Here is an 18973-nt window from a genome sequence, read left to right as displayed (position 1 = left end):
GAGATGACGAACGTCGGCCGCCCCAGGCTTGGTTTCGCGATCGCTGCGGCACTGACGTTGCTCTCCGCCCCTGTTAGGGCCGAGGAGCGGGTCGTCAACTTCTACAACTGGTCCAACTACATGGCGCCTGAGGTCCTTGAAGCCTTCACCAAGGAGACCGGCATCAAGGTCGTGTACGACACCTTCGACGCCAACGAGACGCTGGAGACGCGCCTGATGGCCGGCAAGTCCGGCTATGACGTCGTGGTGCCCACGGCGTACTTCCTGCAGCGCCAAATCAAGGCCAACATCTTCCAGAAGCTCGACAAGTCGAAGCTCCCGAACCTCGCCAATGCCTGGCCGGTGGTGACGCAGCGCCTCGCCACCTACGACCCCGGCAATGTCTACGCCGCCAACTACATGTGGGGCACGACAGGCATTGGTTACAACATCGCCAAGGTGAAGCAGATCCTCGGCCCCGATGCCAAGATCGACAGCTGGGACATCGTCTTCAAGCCGGAGAATCTGGCGAAGCTCAAAGATTGCGGCGTGCACATGCTCGATTCCGCCGACGACATCTTCCCGGCGGCGCTGAGCTGGCTCGGGCTCGATCCGAACTCGACCAAGCAGGCCGACCTCGAGAAGGCCGCCGATGCCGTCGCCAAGGTCCGCCCGTCCGTGCGCAAGTTTCACTCCTCCGAATATCTGAGCGCGCTGGCGACCGGCGAGATCTGCTTCGTGGTCGGCTGGTCCGGCGACATCATGCAGGCCCGCGCCCGCGCCGCCGAAGCCAAAAGCGGCGTCGAGATCGGCTACACCATCCCGAAGGAGGGCGCGCAGATGTTCTTCGACAATCTCGCGATCCCCGCGGATGCCAAGAACGTTAGGGAAGCCTACGAGCTGATCAACTATCTCTATCGGCCTGATGTGGCCGCCAAGAACTCGGACTTCCTGTCCTATGCCAACGGCAACCTCGCCAGCCAGAAGCTGGTCGACCCGAAGATCCTGAACGACAAGAACATCTATCCGGACGAGGCGACGCTCGCAAAACTGTTCGTCATCACGGCGCGCGAGCCGGCCACGCAGCGGATCATCAACCGGCTGTGGACGAAGGTGAAGACGGGGCGGTAGTAGCGCCTGTCATTGCGAGGAGCGAAGCGACGAAGCAATCCAGACTGCTTCCGTGGAACGATTCTGGATTGCTTCGCTGCGCTCGCAATGACGGAGTATTTACCGCCACCTTCTGTGCAGCCACAGCCACTGCTCGGGATGCTCGCGAACCCAACTTTCAACGACGCTCGTGATCGCCTGCGTCGTGCCCTGGATGTCGATCCCGCCGTCGGCATCGCGCACCGGCTGGATCTCTTCAGTGAGCTCGCCGCGGAAGCGGCCGCCGGGCAGGCGGATGATGCGCACGCCGTGGATCGGGCATTCGACCTGGCGCAAGAGGCGCGCCAGCATCGGATTGGCGCGGGTCTTGCGGCCGAAGAACGTGACCTCGACGCCGGCTGTCAGATATTGGTCGATCAGCATGGCGACGTGCTTGCCGTCCTTCAGCGCCTGTGCGAGCCGCAGCGGTGCGTCGCGGCCGGCCGGGATCAGCGTGCCCATGTTGACCTGGCGCATCTCCTGGATGATGCGATCGGCCGAGGCGATGTTCGGGCGGCGATAGAGAATCGCGGTGTCCAGGCCATGCGCGACCGCCGCGAGCGCCGGCAATTCCCAGTTCGCAAGGTGCGCCGCGAAGATCAGCGCCGGCTTGCCGTCGTCGCGGATCTGGTCGAACAGCTCGATGCTGCGCGGGGAAATCTCCATGCGACTCTTCTCCGGGACATCGCGGGCGTAGTCCCAGACCTGATCGATATGGGCGAACTCGGCGCCGACGCGGCCGAGATTGTCCCAGACGCCCATCAGGATCCGTTCGATCTCCTCCGGTGACTTCTCGGGGAAGGCGGCGGCGAGGTTGGCGCGGCCGATGCGGTGCTCGCGCAGGCGCGGCCCGATCAGCTTGACGGCACGCGCGAAGAAGTCCGAGGTCTTGGCCGGATCGAAATAGCGCGTGGTGCGCAGCATCGCGACGGTCGCGGCGCCGATCAGGCTGCCGCCGAGCGATTTGGCAGCCTCCCGCGCGCGGGCCTTCGTGCTCGCAGGAAGCAGCGCCATGCGTCCGGTCAGGCCGGTTCGCGGGTCAGGATCAGCGAAGCGTTCTGGCCGCCGAAGCCGAACGAGTTCGACATCACCGCGGTCACGCGCGCATCGCGCGCCTTGTTGCCGACGACGTCGAACAGGATCGTGGGATCCGGATTGTCGTAGTTGATCGTCGGCGGAATGCGCTGATGCTCGAGCGTGAGCAGCGAGAAGATCGCCTCGACTGCGCCGGCGGCCGAGATGGTGTGGCCGACCATCGACTTGTTGGAGGTGACCGGAATCTTCTGCGCGAGCTCGCCGAAAACGGCCGACGTCGTGTTGAATTCCATCTTGTCGTTCTCGGGCGTCGCGGTGCCGTGCGCGTTGATGTGGTCGATCTGGTCCGGCGTCATGCCGGCATCGGCCAGCGTCTTGTTCATGCAGCCGATGATCGGCTTGCCGTCGGGCGAGGAGCGGGTGCGGTGGAAGGAATCGGTGAGCTCGCCGCAGCCGGCGATCACGCCGAGAATTTTTGCGCCGCGCGCGGTGGCGGCTTCATAGCTCTCCAGCACCAGCGCGCCGGCGCCTTCGGCCATCACGAAGCCGTCGCGGTTCTTGGAGAAGGGACGGGAGGCCGCCTGCGGCGGGTCGTTCTGGGTCGAAAGCGCCGACAGCAGCGAGAAGCGCACCAGCGCTTCCGGGTTCACGGTGCCGTCGGTCGCGACGCACAGCGCTGCGTCCGTCTCGCCGCGGCGGATCGCCTCGACGCCGAGCTGGATCGAGGTGGCTCCGGACGCGCAGGCCGTCGACAGCGAGATCGGCGAGCCCTTGGTACCGAAGGTCTCGGCAAGATGGGCAGCAACCGAGCCGAACATGAAGCGATGATGATACGCGCTGAACTTGCCGCCGCCGGAGATGCGGAGCAGATCGTCATAGGTGATGTCTTGCTGGCCGACGGCGCGACCGAGCTCGCGACGCTGCGGCCATTCGACCTCGACCGGCGCCACCGCGAGGAAAAGCGGACCCGGGAAATCGGCCTTGGCGCCGATGCCGGCCTGCTCCAGCGCTTCCTGCGTCACCAGCTCGGCCATCCGCTCGGACAGGGCGGTGGAAGAGAACGGATCGGCGCTGACGAAATCGACCGTGCCGGCCATCGTGGTCTTGAGGCCGTCGATCGGAAAACGCGTGATGGTGCGGATGCCGGATTCGCCGGCGACGAGCTTTGCCCAATTGTCGGATTTGCCGGCGCCGAGCGAGGTCATGATGCCCATGCCGGTGACGACGACGACGGGACGCCCGAGTTTGTCGCGTGGTGCAGTCATGTCGATCCCCGCTTGAGCTGATTAAACCGCCTCGACCAGCGCCATGCCTTCGCCGCGCCAGTGTCCGGCTCCCACCACCACGATCTGGGTGGGCGCACCCTGCATTTCAATCTCGGTCCCCGTGGAATCATTCGGCGGGAACAGCGCGCCGCGCGAGATCGACAATGCGGCGAGGGCAATGCCGAGCGGAAATTGCGTTTCCATGGCGTGGCCGAACACCGTGCCGGTCGAGCGCACCGGAAAGTCGGCATGGTTCTTCAGGAAGTCGCGCTCGTCCGAGGTCGCGGGCTCCGCCCCGGTCGCTCCGGTGATGATCGCGCCCTTGCCCTCGCGCCTGGGCAGCTTGGCCCACAGCTTCTCGAGCGTCGCGGCCATGTCGCCGGGCTGCTTGCGTTTGGCGAGGTCGGCGACGACGCTCGACAGCTTTGCGAACGGCTTGGCGCCGCGCGCTTCCGCATGCGCCTTCGATTCCAGCACCAGGAAAGCGCCGGCCGAGCCGAGCGCGAAGCCGGGATTATCCTTGCGGGCCCAGACGGGCGTGAACTTGTCCTTCAGGTTGAAATCGCCGAACTCGTAGAGGACGAGCAGGTCCTTGCGCTCGCCGTTGTACGAGCCGCCGACCAGCGCGATGTCGCTCTCGCCCGAGGCGATGCGCGCGAGCGCGATGCGGGCGGCATCGGCGCCGGCGACCTCTTCGCCCATGAAGGTGCGCGAGGTGCCACCCAGACCGTGCACGATGGCGATGTTGCCGGCGAGCAGGTTAGAGAGCTGGGCCAGGAACAGTGTCGGCCTCAGATCGCTCATCAGCCGTTCGTTGAGGAAACCCGGCGCGTTGGCGCCCTTGGCCTCGGCGGTGAGAATGCCGCTGTCGACGTTGATGTCGCGCTCTCCGCCGCCGGCGGCGACGACCATGTCGATTTTCGACAGGATGTCCTTGTTGCCTTTGATGCCGGCGGAATCGAGCGCAAGGCCAGCGGCATAGGTGCCGATGCGCTGCCAGGCTTCCATCTGGCGCTGGTCGCCCTTCTTCGGGATCTGGCTGTCGAAGGATACGGGCATCAAGGGATGCACGATGTAGGGCGCAAAGCCCTTCTCGTCGACATTGATGCGCTTCTCGGAAAGCGCGGCCCAGTTGGCGTCGAGGCCCTCGCCGAGCGAGGTGGCGAGCCCAATGCCGGTGATCCAGACCTCGGTCTGGCCCGGCTTCAAAGCGGGAGTGTCAGTCATGACGATACGGCCTGTTGCGGAAATCCGACGCGCTTGGCGATGGCGTCCATGTGGGAGCGCATATCCGCATTGGGGAAGGGAATCAGCGTGAAGGTGAGGGCCGAATTCGCGCGCAGCTTGCCGCCGACCCGGATCTTGGCCTCGGTCATGGCATAGCCGGAGCCTTCATGGGTGAGGCTCGCCTCGATGCTCATGAGATCGCCGGGGAAGACCGAGCCGCGGACCTTGGCCTCCTTCACGGCGGCCAGGATCGGCATGCGTTCGAACCTGAACACGCCGAGTTGAAGCCAGCCCGAGGCCTGCGCCATCGATTCGATCAGGAGCACGCCGGGCATCAAGGGATAACCGGGGAAGTGCCCCTCGAAGATGGTGCTTTCCTGCGGGACCTGCGCTTCGACGACGATCGTCTTCTCGTCGACCTTGAGGTCGACGATGCGATCGATCATGTGGAAGTATTCGAGTTGCATGACTGCGCCCTTAGGCGCTCGCGCCCTTGGCCGCAACCAGTTCGTCGATGCGGGCGCACAGGTTCTTCAGCACGAAATATTGCTCGGTGGTCGCCTTGCCGTCGTTGACCTCCTGAGTCCACTTCTCCAGCGGCAGCTTGATGCCGAACTGCTTGTCGATCGCGAAGGCGATATCGAGGAAATCGAGGCTGTCGATCCCGAGGTCATCGATGGCATGGCTATCCGGCGTGATCGTGTCGCGCGGGATGTCGCAGGTTTCAGCGATGATCGTGGCGACCTGATCGAATGTGGAGGACATCACTAAGCCTTTGATATATTGTAGGTATTTGTCAGATTGTCCAGAGTGGCACGGTGGCTGGGCATCGCGCCCTGATGACGCCCTCAAACCCCCCTCTGGCCGGGTCGAAAGCCCGTATATCGGAGCGCCGCCTTGAGTTCAATGGAGCCGGGCAGGCCCCCGGGGACTGCACCGGACGCGGCTGGGGATGCCGGCTGGGTCCGTCCGCCATGAGGTCCGTGCCGGGCCGGTCCTAAATATGCGGTGTCGTGATCTTGACGCAGTCGCGGCGGCCCATCAGCACGCAATCCTGGGTCCGGCGCAGGTCGGCGATGCTGACCGCGAGCCAGATCCCGATCGCCGTCAGCGCGATGGTGAAGGCGAGCGCTGCGATATTGGCAAGCATGCGCTGCCGGTAATTGTCGGGCTCGGCATGCGGCTGCTCGTAGCGCGACAGGTCCAGCCGTTCGGGCGTGAGGCGGAGCGGTTGCACGGAGCCATTGCCGCGCTGGACCCTTGGGGAAGGCGGGGTGCGCGGCCTGAACTGGAGCACCCGGTGCTCCTCATCAGAGCTTATGGGCCGCTGGTTGTTCATGGGGCGGGGATCACTCCGAAGCAGCGATCTAGATAGCATAGGTGAGGCACGCGTTGCAGTAAATCTTCGCAATGCTAGGCTGCATTTGTGCGTTCGTACTATTTGCAACGAGGGCATAGCGACAGCCATTGAGGACGTCTTTTTACCGGCCGGTATCGACTTGTGATCTGCGCGTCTTCCGAACGGATTTTGCCACCGCGGGACCCGTGGCATAGTCGCGGGAACCCGAACCGTAGTTGCATGCCAGGGGCCTTCGATCATGACCACGACCAACGCGCGCGAGCCGAGAGTGCATCCGGTTCCGATCCTGTCGCTCCGGCCGACGCAGATGACGGTCGGCATGCGCGAGGTCAAGGAGAAGCGGAAGCGCTGGCGCGAGCATGGCAAGAAGAAGCAGGCGGATCTGCTCGGCAAGCACATGATCCCCGTCGTTTACGGTCCCGACGCGCGCTACTACGTGATCGATCATCATCACCTCGGCCGCGCGCTGCACGATGAAGGTGTCAAGGAGGTGCTGGTGACCGTCGTCGGCGATCTCAGGATGGTGGAGCGCGAGGCGTTCTGGGGCGTCATGGACAACAAGCGCTGGGTCTATCCTTACGACGCCAAGGGCGAGCGGCGCTCGTTCCGCGACCTGCCGAAATCGGTTGCCGACCTCAAGGACGATCCATTCCGCAGTCTTGCCGGCGAATTGCGCCGCATGGGCGGCTTCGCCAAGGACACCACACCGTTTTCTGAATTCCTGTGGGCCGACTTCCTGCGCCGGCAGGTCTCGCGCAAGGCGGTGGAGGCCGATTTCGACAATGCGCTCGAGAAGGCGATGGTCGCGGCCAGAAGCAAGAATGCGATCTATCTGCCCGGCTGGTGCGGCCCGGCGGACGACGACTAAGAGTAATCACATCAGTCGCGCTGGAAGATCCTGGCGCCGGGATAGGCGCGGCGGGCGTAAGTGACCACCAGCGCGCGGTCCTGGGTGTCCAGGAACGGCGTTCGGATCCGGCTCGATCCGACGATGAGGTGCCACAGGCCATTGAGCTTCTGGATCACGATCTTCATTTGCGTAGTCCTCGATGACTCCCATTGCAGCGAATGTTGCTCGTCGTCGCAGTGCCTGGGATCGCGCTCGCGGGTATCAAAATTCCCAATACGGCCGGCGCTGCAAAACACGTCTACTCTTGTTAGTTGGGTATGGATTGCGCCCAGATAAGTCGGATCTCATCACAGCCGCTTGAGCGAAATCAATTTCCCCGCCCACGAAACCGTCCTGAAACAGAGCAGTCCCATCTCTATGGAGTAGTCGAGCTCACACAGGAGGCGAACATGCGCCGTCTGGCTTTCGTAGTTGCCTTGCTCGCGGTCGCTTCGGCGGGAATCTCTGCATCCTTTGCCGCAGTCCACCACGCCAAGTCGTTGACGTTCGCGGAACGCTTTGCTCCGGCGCTCGAGTTGATGGCGAAGCGCTAGCCGCATACGGCCTCGCAGCCGTGAGCGATGCGGCGGCTGCGCGCTCCGAGGCGGACATCACGTCGCATCTGGCGAGCGATGATGGATGGGTCGGCTTGACCTGTCGCAAACCTGCCTCGCCCCGACCGGCTAAGCTCTGCCTGCATGGTTGCAGCGACAGCGTTGTGCCCCGATGCGGAGGGCCCGGGCTCCAAGTCAATGCAGATCTTGTCATGCAGACCTTGGAGGCACGGCCATGAGCGTCATCTTTCGCATTCTTTTCGTCCTCGCCGGCGCGATCACGGCGCTATTCGTCGCGCGTGACGCGCTGAACTTCACCATCATCCAGACCTTCGTTGCCGTCCTGCTCGCCACTGCAATCGTCGGAGCCGGCAGCTTCTGGAGCCTGCGGCGGAAATCGTGAGCGAGGTGCAACGCGAAGGTGCGGTCGGCCTGAGCGAGACCGACGCCCGGGCGAGGCTCGCGGCAGACGGCCCCAACGAACTGCCTCGGCCGGAACGACGCAGTCCGCTGCGCATCGTGGTGGAAGTGCTGCGCGAGCCGATGCTCCTGCTGCTGCTCTGCGGCGGGCTGATCTACCTCGTGCTCGGCGATCTCAAGGAGGCGGTGATCCTGCTGGCTTTCGGGGCGATGTCCATCGTGATCACGGTGGTGCAGGAAACCCGGACCGAGCGCGTGCTGGAAGCCTTGCGCGACCTGACCAGCCCGCGGGCGCTGGTGGTGCGTGACGGTGCGCGCCGGCGAATTGCCGGCCGCGAGGTCGTGCAGGGCGATCTTCTCGTCCTCGGTGAAGGCGATCGCGTCCCCGCCGACGCTGCGCTCGTCGAAGCGCGGGACTTGCAGATCGACGAGTCCCTGCTGACCGGCGAGTCGGTGCCCGTCCGCAAGAAGACCGCCGACAAGAGCAAAGTAGCCGCTCACCGGCCCGGCGGCGAGGATCAGCCATTCGTGTATTCCGGTTCGCTCGTCGTGCGCGGCGAGGGGCTGGCGCTGGTCGAGGCCACCGGGCCGCGCAGCGAGATCGGGAAGATCGGGCTGTCGCTTCGCGGCCTGCAGGCCGAGCCGCCGCGGCTTCAGCAACAGACCGCAAGGCTGGTGCGGCTTTGCTTTCTCGGCGGCGCCATCATCAGCCTGGCCGCGATTGTGCTCTACGGCGTCTCGCGCGGCGACTGGCTGCAGGCGCTGCTGGCAGGCGTCGCCATCGGCATGTCGATGCTTCCAGAAGAATTCAGCGTCGTGCTCACGGTGTTCATGGCAATGGGTGCGTGGCGGATTTCCCAGGCCCGCGTCCTGACGCGGCGAGCCGCGGCCATCGAGGTTCTCGGCTCAGCAACAGTCCTGTGTACCGACAAGACCGGAACGCTGACGCAGAACCAGATGTCGGTCGCCGAACTGCGCCTGCTGGACGGCGCGCGCCTGCGTGCGGAGGCGTCCGGATCGGATCAGGTCGGGCCCGAGTTCGCAGAGCTGGCGCGCTGCGGGGCGCTGGCAAGCTCTCCGGAGCCGTTCGATCCGATGGAGAAGGCGCTGCATGCGTTCGCGCGTGGTGTGCTGCGGGACGGCGACGCGACGGATAGCGGGCGGACGCTGGTGCGCACCTATGGTCTGCGCCCCGAGCTGCTCGCCATGACCCAGGCTTGGCGGACATCCGCGGCAGCGGAGCTCATTGCATGCGCCAAGGGCGCGCCGGAGGCGATTGCGCGCCTGTGCAGGCTGAACGAAGCCGATCGCGAGGCCGTGCAAGCTGCCGTCGGGGCCATGGCGAAGGACGGGCTTCGGGTGCTGGGGATGGCGGTTGCCGTTTGCGATGAGGCTTCCCTGCCGGCATCCCAGGAGGCTTTCGTATTTCGCTTCGTTGGGCTGGTCGGGCTTGCCGATCCGTTGCGGCCTCATGTTCCGGAGGCGGTTCGCGAGTGCCGTTCGGCCGGCATCCGCGTCGTCATGATCACGGGCGACTATCCGGCAACCGCCATGGCGATCGCCGCGCAAGCCGGGCTCGACGTCGATGAGGTCGCGACCGGGGAGCAGGTCAAGCTCGCTGACGACCGCGAGATCGAGGCACTCGTCAGGAAGGTGAACGTCTTCGCGCGGGTTCTGCCGGAGCAGAAGCTGCGGATCGTCCAGGCGCTGAAGCGCAGCGGCGAGATCGTTGCGATGACGGGCGACGGCGTCAACGACGCGCCGTCGCTGAAGGCCGCCCATATCGGAATCGCGATGGGTGGCCGCGGCACCGACGTCGCTCGCGAGGCATCCTCGATCGTCCTGCTCGACGACGACTTCAGCTCCATCGTCGCATCCATCCGCCTCGGTCGCCGGATCTACGACAATCTGCGCAAGGCCATGGCCTTCATCTTTGCCGTCCACGTGCCGATCGCGGGTCTTGCGCTGCTTCCCCTGGTGTTCGGGCTGCCGCTGGTGCTCGGCCCGGTGCACATTGCCTTTCTCGAGCTGATCATCGATCCGGTCTGCTCGCTGGTGTTCGAGGCCGAGCGGGAGGAGCGCGACGTCATGAAGCGTCCGCCGCGGCATGCCGATGCGGAGCTGTTCTCGTGGCCCCTGATCGCCTGGAGCGTTCTGCAGGGCGCGATGGCCTTCGCCTTGATCGCCGTGATCTTCGTCGCAGCGCTTCGTTCCGGCCTGCCGCCCGATGAGGCTCGCACCCTCGCATTCATTGCGCTCGTCGCCTGCGTCCTCGCGCTGGTGCTGGTCAATCGATCCTTCAGCGCATCGTTCCTGTCTGCCTTCTTCCGTCCGAACGCGGCCTTGCTCTGGATATTCCTCTTGATTGCGCTAGTTCTCGCCACAGCCTTGTTCTGGCCGCCGGCGTCCGGCCTGTTTCGCTTCGGTCCGCTGCATGTTGACGATTTGATGATCACGCTCGGCGCCGGACTATTGGTGCTCACGGAGCTCGAACTGCTGAAGCCGATTTGGGCGCGGCGGTTGCGATTTTAATCGCTCTCCCGCTGACCCGAGCTCGGCGAGGTCTCCGTCCGCTGCGGATCTTCCTTGCCGCCAAGCATGCGATGCAGCCGGCGCTCGAGGCGACGGCCAATCGTGAGCAGGACGAAGGCCAGCGCCAGGGCGACGACGACGACTCTCCACTGTCCGGCGCCGCAGACGATGCCGAGGCAGGCGGCAAGGAAAGTGCAGGCGGCGCTGGTGAGGCCTCGAACGCGAAACCCGGTGCTTTGGTGCACGATGACGCCGGCGCCGAGAAAGCCGATGCCGGTGAGGATGCCCTGGATGACACGGCTGGCGGCGTCGACGACCCTGGCCGGTTCGGCGAGCTGCAATGCGAGCAGAACCACGCTCGCGGTGGAGAGCCCGACGATGCCGAGCGTCTTCAGCCCGATCGGCTTGCCGTGCAGGTCGCGGTTGAGGCCGATCGCGCCGCCGGCAAGCGTGGCCGTGCCGAGGCGCAGCAGGATTTCGGGCCAATCGAGCTCGGTCATGGCGCCTCGATTACGTCTTCGGCAGGCGGCCCATCAGATAGAACTCCTCGTTCGGCCGCATGCCCGTGAAATTCGCCAGCCGGTTCGACAGAGCGAAGAAGGCGGAGATCGCGGCGATGTCCCAGATGTCGTCGTCGCTGAAGCCGTGGGGGCTAAGCGCGGCGAAATCGTCCTCGGAAACCCGCTGCGCGTCGGCTGAAACCTTCATGGCGAAATCGAGCATCGCCTTCTGCCGCGGCGTGATATCGGCCTTGCGGTAGTTGATCGCGACCTGGTCGGCAATCAGCGGGTTCTTGGCGCGGATGCGCAGGATCGCGCCATGGGCGATCACGCAGTACTGGCATTGGTTGGCCGCCGACGTCGCCACCACGATCATCTCGCGCTCGGCCTTGGTGAGGCCGCCGTCCTTCTCCATCAGCGCGTCGTGATAGGCGAAGAAGGCGCGGAACTCGTCAGGGCGGTAGGCCAGCGTCAGGAACACGTTCGGCACGAAGCCGCTCTTCTCCTGCACGGCAAGGAGGCGCGTGCGGATGTCGTCGGGCAGGGTTTCGAGGGCGGGGGCGGGAAAGCGTTGCGCGGCGGTCTTTGTCATGGGCATGGATTCCGGCTTTTAGGCGGGAACCATAGTCGATGCGGAAGGCGGGCTCAATCTGCCGGTCCGAAGTGGCCGCGACGAAGGTGTCAGGTGGGAACGACGTTCCATCCTCCGTCATTGCGAGCGCAGCGAAGCAATCCAGAATCCCCCGGCGGAAAGACTCCGGATTGCTTCGCTGCGCCCGCAATGACGATGTGGTTGGAGCGAGGCCTTACCGCAGCGGCTTCTTCAGCAGCGAGAAGCGGTCCGGGTCGAGGCCCATCGAGGGCTGCAGCATCGGGGCTTCGACGCTGGACATCGTCTTCGCGGGCGGTGCCGAGAACACGGGGTCGTTCGGCACGTCGCGCTGCGAGGTGGCGCCGCGCCAGCGTTCGAGCACGGCGCTGACGAAATGCATGTCGTGGCCGGAGGTGACGGAGGGCACGCTCGAGATGGTGGCCTCGCCGCGCGGCAATTGGTGCGGCGGCACCTCCTTGAAGCGCAAGCGGGTCGGCAGCGCCACGCCTTCGCCGAACGCCAGCACCTCGCGGGTGCCGAGCGACGGCACGAAGGAGAGCAGGTTCGCGGCGGCATCCGACACGGCGGCGCGCAGCAGTGCCTGGTCCCGGTCGTTGGCGAGGCGCATCGTGAACAGCGTGTTGCACTGGGAGATGATGGTGGCGTCGAGCTCGGCGGGGCGCTGGGTGATGAGGCCGAGATAGACGCCGTATTTGCGGCCTTCCTTGGCGATGCGCGATACCGCCTTGCGGGTCGGGCCGAAGCCGATGTTGCGGTCGGCGGAGGCGTAGCGGTGCGCCTCTTCGCAGACGAACAGCAGCGGCGAGACGCCGTCGCTCCACAGGCCGAAGTCGAAGGCCATGCGGCAGAGCACGGACACGACGGAATCGATCACCTCGGCCGGGAAGCCGGCGAGCTGCATCACCGTCATCGGCTTGCCGTTGGCGGGCAGGCGGAACAGATGGCTGATGACTTCGGCCATGGTGTCGCCGCCGACATTGGCGTTGTCGAACATGAAGGCGTAGCGAGGGTCGTTGCGCACCGCCTCGATGCGCGAGATCAGCTTGTGATAGATGATGCGCGAGGAGCGGTTCTCGAGCTTGCCCATGCGCTCATCGATCAGCGACAGCAGGTCGACCAGGCGATAGGGCACCGGCGTATCGACGGTGTAGCCGATCTGCTTGGGATCGATGCGCTTGAGGCCGATGCGGTCGGCGTTCTGGTACTGGGTGTAGACGCCTTTGGCGAGCGGGATCACTTCGGCGAGGATGTCGAGCTCTTCCGGCACGCCGGCGCGGCCGCCGAACAGCACGTCGACGATTTCCTCGAAGTTGAACAGCCAGAACGGCAGCTTCAGGTTCCGCGGGTTGAGCACCAGCGCGCGGTCGCCGAAGCAGCGGCCATACTCGTTGTGCACGTCGAGCAGGAAGATGCGCAGGTTTGGCCGCGCCTTCAGGATCTCGTTGAGCAGCAGCGAGACGCCGGTCGATTTACCGACGCCGGTCGATCCCAGCACGGCAAAATGCTTGGACAGCATTTCCTCGACGTCGACATAGGCGACGACCGAGCGGTCCTGCTGCAGGAAGCCGACATTGATCTGGTCCGAGCCGGTCGGCGCGTAGATCGTGCGCAGCTCCTGGCTCGTGATCAGGTCGACGGCATCGCCGATGGTCGGATAGTTGGTGACACCGCGCTGAAATTTGGCCTTGTCCGCGGCATTGAGAATCTCGCCGAGCAGGTCGACCGAGGCGATGGCGATGTAATTGTCCGAGCTCGACAGATTTTCGCAGGAGACCTCCGTGATCATCGCAACGATGACCGAGCTGGCGCAGCGAATGCTGACGAAACGGCCGACGGTGGCCCGCACCTCCGAGATCGGCATCCGGCTTTCCGCCAGAAGCCCAACCCGGGCGAGCGATCCGCGAACCGAAATCACGCGTCCAAAGGATGTCACGATGAATGAACCTGGCAAGAGCAAGGGGAGTTGCCCGGACTATGCGCGGCCGTCGCTGCACAAACGGTTAAACGCCGGACGCGCCGGCTCCGTTAAATCCGCGGTAATTCGGTCCGGAGCCTTGTCGCCAACGCCGGCTTAAGGACAGAATCACCCGGAAAATGCTGCATTCCGGGCCCTTCAGGTGAGATGGTCCTTAAGGAAGAGTTTACCATTCGGGCAGGCTGCCCGCTTCGTCCGGAGGACGGCGGTCAGGCGCCGATCGCCGCAAGGGACGTCGGTTGCTTTGTTGACTGGACCTAATGATTTGTACATTAGTACAAATGAGGCGCTGCGCAGAAAGCCCGGCGCTGCTCCAGGAGGATAACATGCAGCCCGAACCGATCCTCGATCTTGCCCATCTCGGCCACATGGAGCTGCTGACGCCGAAGCCCGACGAGAGCCTGAGGTTCTTCGTCGATGTGATGGGCATGACCGTCAGCGGCCAGAAGGGCGAGTCGGTCTACTTGCGCGGCTGGGACGATTACGAGCGCTATTCGCTCAAGCTCACGGCGTCGAAGACCTCGGGCATGGGCCACATGGCACTCCGTGCGCGCAGCCAGCAGGCGCTGGAGCGCCGTGTTGCGGCGCTAAAAGGATCCGGCTTCGATATCGGCTGGATCGACGGCGACATGGGGCAGGGGCCGACCTTCCGTTGCAGTGACCCCGATGGCCACATCGTCGAGCTCTATTACGAGACCGAATGGTATCAGGCGCCGCCCGAACTCAAGCCTGCGCTGAAGAACCAGGCGCAGCGCTTTCCCGCCCGCGGCGTCAATGTGCGCCGCCTCGACCATCTCAATTGTCTTGCCGTCGACATCAAGGCCAACCGCGAGTTCTTCGAGACCTATCTGGGCTGCCGCCTCACCGAGCAGATCGTGCTCAACGACGGCCGTGAAGCTGCGATGTGGCTGACGATGTCGAACAAGAGCTACGACTTTGCCTATTCGCTCGATCATTCGGGCGTGCCGGGCCGCTTCCACCACGTCACCTACGCGCTCGACAGCCGCGAGGAGATCCTGCGTGCCGCGGACATTTTTCTAGAGAACGGCGTGCACATCGAGACCGGCCCGCACAAGCACGCGATCCAGCAGACCTTCTTCCTCTATGTCTACGAGCCCGGCGGCAACCGCGTCGAAGTCGCCAATGCCGGCGCACGCCTCATCCTCGCGCCCGACTGGAAGCCGATCGTGTGGACCGAGGAGGAGCGCAAGAAAGGCCAGGCCTGGGGATTGAAGACGATCGAGTCGTTCCACACCCACGGCACGCCGCCGGTGGAGATGAAGCACGGATAGAGTATTCACGCAGTGTCATTCCGGGGCGACGCGAAGCGGCGAGCTATGATGCGCAATTGCGCATCTGAGAATCCATAACCCCGGCTGGTGGTTATGGATTCCAGGCTCCCTCGCCATGCTCGGGCCCCGGAATGACGTTAGTGAGTCGAACGTCGCACACGCGAGATCGTCTCGCGCACGCCGGTCCAGGCCGGCTGGTCCGGCGCGAACTGCTTGCGCAAAAACGTCACGAGCTCCTCGACCTGTGCATCGCTCATGCTGTTTCTGAACGCGGGCATGTAGCCGAGATCGCTGGAGACCGGGTCGGTAATGCCGTGCAGGATCACCTGCACGAGATTATCCGCCTTCGTGCTGTGAATGTTGCTGTTGAGCGCGAGCGACGGCCGGCTGCCGAACAGCGGCAGGCCGCCGACCTCGTGGCAGACGGCGCAGGCGCCCTGATAGAGGCGGGCGCCCGCGGAGGAGGCGACGGTCACTTGCGTTGCGCTCTCGAGCTTGGCGGCGAGCGCATCCGGCGCTGGTGTATCGGCCGTGTCGTTGAAGGAGTTCAGATAGACCGCCATCGCACGGATGTCCTGGTCGGGCAGAGCCTTGAGGTCGCGGATAACAGGCGCCATAGGTCCGGCGGCGACGCCGTGGTAACGCGACTGGCCGGTGCGCAAATAGGCGTAGAGCTCATCCTCGCTCCACGGGATCGGCGCGTGCGAGAGCGAGGTCAGCGCCGGCGCTTCCCAGCCTTCGGCGAAGCCGCCGGCAAGATAGGCGTTGCGTTGCTCGGCGCCGAGCGCGTTGCGGGGCGAATGACAGCCGCTGCAATGGCCGAGGCTCTCGACCAGATAGGCGCCGCGATTCCAGGCCTCGGACCTTGAGGGGTCCGACTTGAATTCGTGGGTCCGGTGGAACAGCGCGTTCCAGCCCGCCAGCAGCGGGCGCAGATTGAACGGGAAGGCGAGCGCATTCGCTGGCGTCGTCGCGCGCACCGCAGGCTGCGCCATCAGATAAGCGTAGAGCGCCTGCAGATCGGCGTCGCTGGTCTTTGCAAAATGCGTGTAGGGGAAGGCGGGATAGAGCTGGCGTCCGTCGCGATGCAAGCCGTCGCGCATCGCGCGCTCGAAGGCAGGGTAGGACCAGGCGCCGATCCCGGTCTCGACATCGGGCGTGATGTTGGTCGAATAGATCGTGCCGAATGGCGTCTCCAATGCGCGGCCGCCGGCGTTGAGCGCGCCGCCAATGCTGGTATGGCACTCCGCGCAATTGCCAAGCGCTGCAAGCTGCTCGCCGCGGGCGATGGTCGCTGCGGAATAGACCGATGCATCCGGACGGGTGATCGGCGCGATGGCCCGGCCGGGAAGGAGCGCCGCGCCGATGCCGATCGCGGCGGTACAGACGGCTGCGATCGTTGCGAAGATGCCAGCGCGCCTGGCGAACGGATTTTCCCAGATACGCGATTGAGGCGCGGCTGCCGGCGCAGGCAGGCACTGCGGTGTCGCCGATGTCTCGCCGCGCAGCCCCTTGAGGATGCGCTCAGGCGTGAACGGCGGCTCGCGAAAGCGCACGCCAGTGGCATCGAAGATGGCATTCGCAATCGCCGCCGCACTCGGCACCGAAGCAGACTCGCCGACGCCGAGCGGCGGCTGGTCCTGCCGCGGCAGCATCAAGACGTCGATCTTTGGCACGTCGGGGAACGGGATGATGGGGTAGGCACCCCATTCGCGCGCGGCCACAGTGCCGCGCTCGAACGACACCTCTTCCATCAGCGCGCGGCTGGTGGATTGGATGACGTTGCCCTGGATCTGGTGGCGCACGCCGTCCGGGTTGATCATCAACCCGGAATCCTGCCCCGCGACGACGCGCGTCACACTGACATCGCCGGTCGTCTTGTTCACCGCGACGTCGGCAACCCAGGCCGACCACGCCGCGCCATAGCCGGGAAACTTGCTGTGGACATAGAGCGCATAGGCAAAGCCGCGGCCGTGCACGACCTCGCCGTCCTTCTCCTCGCGAACGGGGCGGGGCGTCCAGCCCGCGCGCTCGGCCACCGCATTGACCAGATCGACCGCGCGCTGGTCTTTCAGATAGCGAAGACGATACTCGATCGGATCGACGCCGGCTTCGCTCGCGGCCTCGTCGATATAGGATTCATGCGCAAAAGTGTTCGGCAATGCCGAGACGCCGCGGAACCAGGAGGCCCGCACGATCGGCGGCGTGTCGTGGGCGACGACGCGCATGTGCTCGTAATCGTAGGGCGGGATCGCGGTGCGGTCGCCCATCTGGAGCACGGTGGGCTCGGGGGAGATGCGACCGGTCAGCAGCAGCGCCAGCGTCGGAGCGGCGTTCGAGGGGTAGCGCGTGGTGAGATCGTAAGCGGCGATGCTGCCGTCAGCGTCGAGGCCGCCATTGACGTCGATGAGCTGCGCGGTGCCTTTGGGCTCCCAGGCGTGCTCCTGCTCGCGCGTTAATTGCACGCGGACGGGACGGCCGACGGCGCGCGACAGCAGGAGCGCATCGGCGGAGACGTCGTCGGCGCAGTTGCGACCGTAGCAGCCGGCGGCCTCAAGCCGGATAACCTCGATCTCGCTCTCGGGGCGCTCGATCAGCAGCGCGAGGTCGCTGCGCAGCACGTGCGGGTTCTGCGTGCCCGACCAGACGCGGATGTTGCCGTCCTGGACGTCGGCGACGGCGCAGGAGGGGCCGATCGAGGCGTGCATCTGATACGGCCAGACGTAAGTGCGCTGCATCGGCTTGGCCGCGCTCGATATCGCCTTGTCGACCTCGCCCTTGTCGATCAGCGTGCGCGGCGTCGAGGGATTGGCGCGCAGGGCGGTCTCGACATCGCCAAGATCGGCAAGCGTCGGCGTCGGCTTCCAGCTCACCTTGAGCTGCTCTGCCGCACGGATCGCATTCTCCTCGCGCTCGGCGACGACGCCGACGAAATCGCCGATCCGCACGACGGCGACAAGGCCGGGAATGTCGCGCAGGGAGGATTCGTCGACCGCAATGAGGCTGGTGCCGACGAACGGTCCGGCATCGACGCCGGCATAGGGAGGCCGCACCACGCGGCCATGCACCATCCCGGGCACGCGGATGTCGTGCACGAAAGTCAGCTCGCCCGTGGCTTTAGCAGGTAGATCGACGCGCGGCACCGACTGGCCGACGATGGCGTAATCGCCGACCGGCTTGACCTGCACGTCATCGGCCAGCTCGAGGCGGATCGCCTCGTCGCCGATGAGCTCGCCATAGCTGATGCTGCGGTTGTCGTGGCCGCGAACGAGTCCGTCCTCGATCTTGAGCTCGGCTTCGGGCAAGTCCAGGCGTTCCGCGGCGCGCGCGATCAGAAAGTGCCGCGCTTGCGCCGCGGCCTTCCGCAGCGGCACGGCCGTGATCTGGATGGTTTCGCTCGCAATCGTCGCGCCCTGGTTCGGCACCAATGCCGTGTCGCCGAGCACGACGACGACGCGCGCAAAGGAGACGTCGAGCTCTTCGGCGACGATCTGGCCCAGCGCAGTGCGGATGCCGGTGCCGAGATCGACATGGCCGTTATAGGCCGTGACCGAACCGTCCGCGGTGATGCGGACGAAGGTCTCCGACGTGACCTCGTCCACGCTGCGCGCGACGACGAGCGAACCCCCGCGCTCAGCTCCGTTCGAAACAAAGGAGGCCATCAGTCTGCGGCCTCGGTGAGCTGGCCCGATGCGCGCATCACCGCGCGGAGGATCTCGACATGCGTCCCGCAGCGGCAGAGATTGTAGCGCAGCGCCGCCAGCGCCTCCTGCTCGGTCGGCCGCGGGTTGATCGCGAGCAACGCCTTGGTGGTCATGATCATGCCGTTGAGACAATAGCCGCATTGTGCGGCCTGCTCGTCGATGAAGGCCTGTTGCACGACGTCGGGCTTGTCGCTTGTGCCGAGGCCTTCGAGCGTCACGATGTCGCGCCCGGCGCAGCCGCTCACCGGAATCACGCAGGAGCGTGCCGCCAGTCCGTCGATCAGGACAGTACAGGTGCCGCATTCTCCCAAGCCGCAGCCGTATTTCGGGCCGTTCAGCGCGAGATCATTGCGCAGCACGTAGAGCAGCGGCGTGTCGCGCGCTGCCGTGACCTCGTGGATCCTGCCGTTCACGGTGAGGCGGATCGGTGTCTGCGTCATCCTCGTTCCCAAGCCCAAGACGATATCCAAGATCATGCA

Annotated in this window: 18 protein-coding genes; 6 read left to right on the top strand and 12 right to left on the bottom strand. The window is 65.2% G+C overall.

What is annotated here, in order from left to right:
• Window positions 1–3: 3 nt before the first annotated feature.
• On the top strand, window positions 4–1110 hold the full coding sequence (locus ABIA40_RS15145) for a polyamine ABC transporter substrate-binding protein (protein ID WP_404541791.1): 1107 nt from the start codon (window positions 4–6) through the stop codon (window positions 1108–1110).
• A gap of 99 nt (window positions 1111–1209) precedes the next feature.
• Here the strand turns inward: ABIA40_RS15145 and ABIA40_RS15140 are convergent, their stop codons facing one another.
• The 6 genes from ABIA40_RS15140 to ABIA40_RS15115 form a co-directional block, all read right to left on the bottom strand.
• Window positions 1210–2142, bottom strand: a complete 933-nt coding sequence (locus tag ABIA40_RS15140; protein ID WP_404541788.1) for a lipid A biosynthesis lauroyl acyltransferase — start codon at window positions 2140–2142, stop codon at window positions 1210–1212.
• Window positions 2143–2150: 8 nt separating this feature from the next.
• Window positions 2151–3428, bottom strand: coding sequence for a beta-ketoacyl-ACP synthase (locus tag ABIA40_RS15135; RefSeq protein ID WP_157282307.1), 1278 nt, complete (start codon window positions 3426–3428; stop codon window positions 2151–2153).
• A gap of 21 nt (window positions 3429–3449) precedes the next feature.
• Entirely contained in the window at window positions 3450–4655 is a 1206-nt protein-coding gene (locus ABIA40_RS15130; RefSeq protein ID WP_271547209.1) for a beta-ketoacyl-ACP synthase, read from the bottom strand.
• A complete protein-coding gene (locus tag ABIA40_RS15125) occupies window positions 4652–5122 on the bottom strand; it encodes a 3-hydroxyacyl-ACP dehydratase FabZ family protein (RefSeq protein ID WP_157282305.1) in 471 nt (156 codons plus the stop codon). Before ABIA40_RS15125 ends, ABIA40_RS15130 begins: the two co-directional genes overlap by 4 nt.
• A gap of 10 nt (window positions 5123–5132) precedes the next feature.
• The gene (locus ABIA40_RS15120) at window positions 5133–5420 is read right to left on the bottom strand and encodes an acyl carrier protein (RefSeq protein ID WP_007592476.1); all 288 of its coding nucleotides are present in this window, start codon (window positions 5418–5420) and stop codon (window positions 5133–5135) included.
• 232 nt (window positions 5421–5652) lie between these two features.
• Complete coding sequence (locus tag ABIA40_RS15115) at window positions 5653–5994, bottom strand: hypothetical protein (RefSeq protein WP_157282304.1); 342 nt, start codon at window positions 5992–5994, stop codon at window positions 5653–5655.
• 259 nt (window positions 5995–6253) lie between these two features.
• Here ABIA40_RS15115 and ABIA40_RS15110 point away from each other — a divergent pair, with 259 nt between their 5' ends.
• Window positions 6254–6883, top strand: a complete 630-nt coding sequence (locus tag ABIA40_RS15110; RefSeq protein ID WP_157282303.1) for a ParB-like protein — start codon at window positions 6254–6256, stop codon at window positions 6881–6883.
• An 11-nt stretch (window positions 6884–6894) separates the two neighbouring features.
• On the opposite strand, the gene ABIA40_RS15105 is transcribed toward ABIA40_RS15110, so the two are convergent.
• Window positions 6895–7050, bottom strand: a complete 156-nt coding sequence (locus ABIA40_RS15105; protein WP_198399655.1) for a hypothetical protein — start codon at window positions 7048–7050, stop codon at window positions 6895–6897.
• A 264-nt stretch (window positions 7051–7314) separates the two neighbouring features.
• On the opposite strand from ABIA40_RS15105, the gene ABIA40_RS15100 reads away from it, so the two are divergent.
• From ABIA40_RS15100 to ABIA40_RS15090, 3 genes are all read left to right on the top strand, one after another.
• Window positions 7315–7458, top strand: a complete 144-nt coding sequence (locus ABIA40_RS15100) for a hypothetical protein (RefSeq protein WP_192859586.1) — start codon at window positions 7315–7317, stop codon at window positions 7456–7458.
• A gap of 235 nt (window positions 7459–7693) precedes the next feature.
• The gene (locus tag ABIA40_RS15095) at window positions 7694–7861 is read left to right on the top strand and encodes a hypothetical protein (protein WP_271503424.1); all 168 of its coding nucleotides are present in this window, start codon (window positions 7694–7696) and stop codon (window positions 7859–7861) included.
• Window positions 7858–10410, top strand: a complete 2553-nt coding sequence (locus ABIA40_RS15090) for a cation-translocating P-type ATPase (RefSeq protein WP_404541784.1) — start codon at window positions 7858–7860, stop codon at window positions 10408–10410. Before ABIA40_RS15095 ends, ABIA40_RS15090 begins: the two co-directional genes overlap by 4 nt.
• Here ABIA40_RS15090 and ABIA40_RS15085 read toward each other — a convergent pair.
• The 3 genes from ABIA40_RS15085 to ABIA40_RS15075 form a co-directional block, all read right to left on the bottom strand.
• The gene (locus ABIA40_RS15085) at window positions 10407–10910 is read right to left on the bottom strand and encodes an MgtC/SapB family protein (protein ID WP_271547205.1); all 504 of its coding nucleotides are present in this window, start codon (window positions 10908–10910) and stop codon (window positions 10407–10409) included. The two genes, ABIA40_RS15090 and ABIA40_RS15085, sit on opposite strands and share 4 nt — an antisense overlap.
• A 10-nt stretch (window positions 10911–10920) precedes the next feature.
• Window positions 10921–11502: a peroxidase-related enzyme gene (locus ABIA40_RS15080; RefSeq protein WP_271547204.1), complete on the bottom strand. Its 582-nt coding sequence runs from the start codon at window positions 11500–11502 to the stop codon at window positions 10921–10923.
• A 214-nt stretch (window positions 11503–11716) separates the two neighbouring features.
• The gene (locus ABIA40_RS15075; RefSeq protein ID WP_271547203.1) at window positions 11717–13456 is read right to left on the bottom strand and encodes an ATP-binding protein; all 1740 of its coding nucleotides are present in this window, start codon (window positions 13454–13456) and stop codon (window positions 11717–11719) included.
• 368 nt (window positions 13457–13824) lie between these two features.
• Here ABIA40_RS15075 and ABIA40_RS15070 point away from each other — a divergent pair, with 368 nt between their 5' ends.
• On the top strand, window positions 13825–14790 hold the full coding sequence (locus ABIA40_RS15070) for a catechol 2,3-dioxygenase (protein ID WP_271547202.1): 966 nt from the start codon (window positions 13825–13827) through the stop codon (window positions 14788–14790).
• A 137-nt stretch (window positions 14791–14927) separates the two neighbouring features.
• Here ABIA40_RS15070 and ABIA40_RS15065 read toward each other — a convergent pair whose 3' ends face one another.
• Window positions 14928–18452, bottom strand: a complete 3525-nt coding sequence (locus ABIA40_RS15065) for a molybdopterin cofactor-binding domain-containing protein (RefSeq protein WP_404541781.1) — start codon at window positions 18450–18452, stop codon at window positions 14928–14930.
• Window positions 18452–18934 (bottom strand): (2Fe-2S)-binding protein, encoded by a 483-nt coding sequence (locus ABIA40_RS15060; RefSeq protein WP_157282298.1) that lies wholly within the window; start codon window positions 18932–18934, stop codon window positions 18452–18454. The genes ABIA40_RS15065 and ABIA40_RS15060 overlap by 1 nt, the downstream gene beginning before the upstream one ends.
• Window positions 18935–18973 lie beyond the last annotated feature (39 nt).

Source organism: Bradyrhizobium sp. USDA 223, assembly GCF_044909005.1.
GTDB lineage: Bacteria > Pseudomonadota > Alphaproteobacteria > Rhizobiales > Xanthobacteraceae > Bradyrhizobium > Bradyrhizobium yuanmingense.
This window is presented reverse-complemented; position numbering and strand designations above follow the sequence as displayed.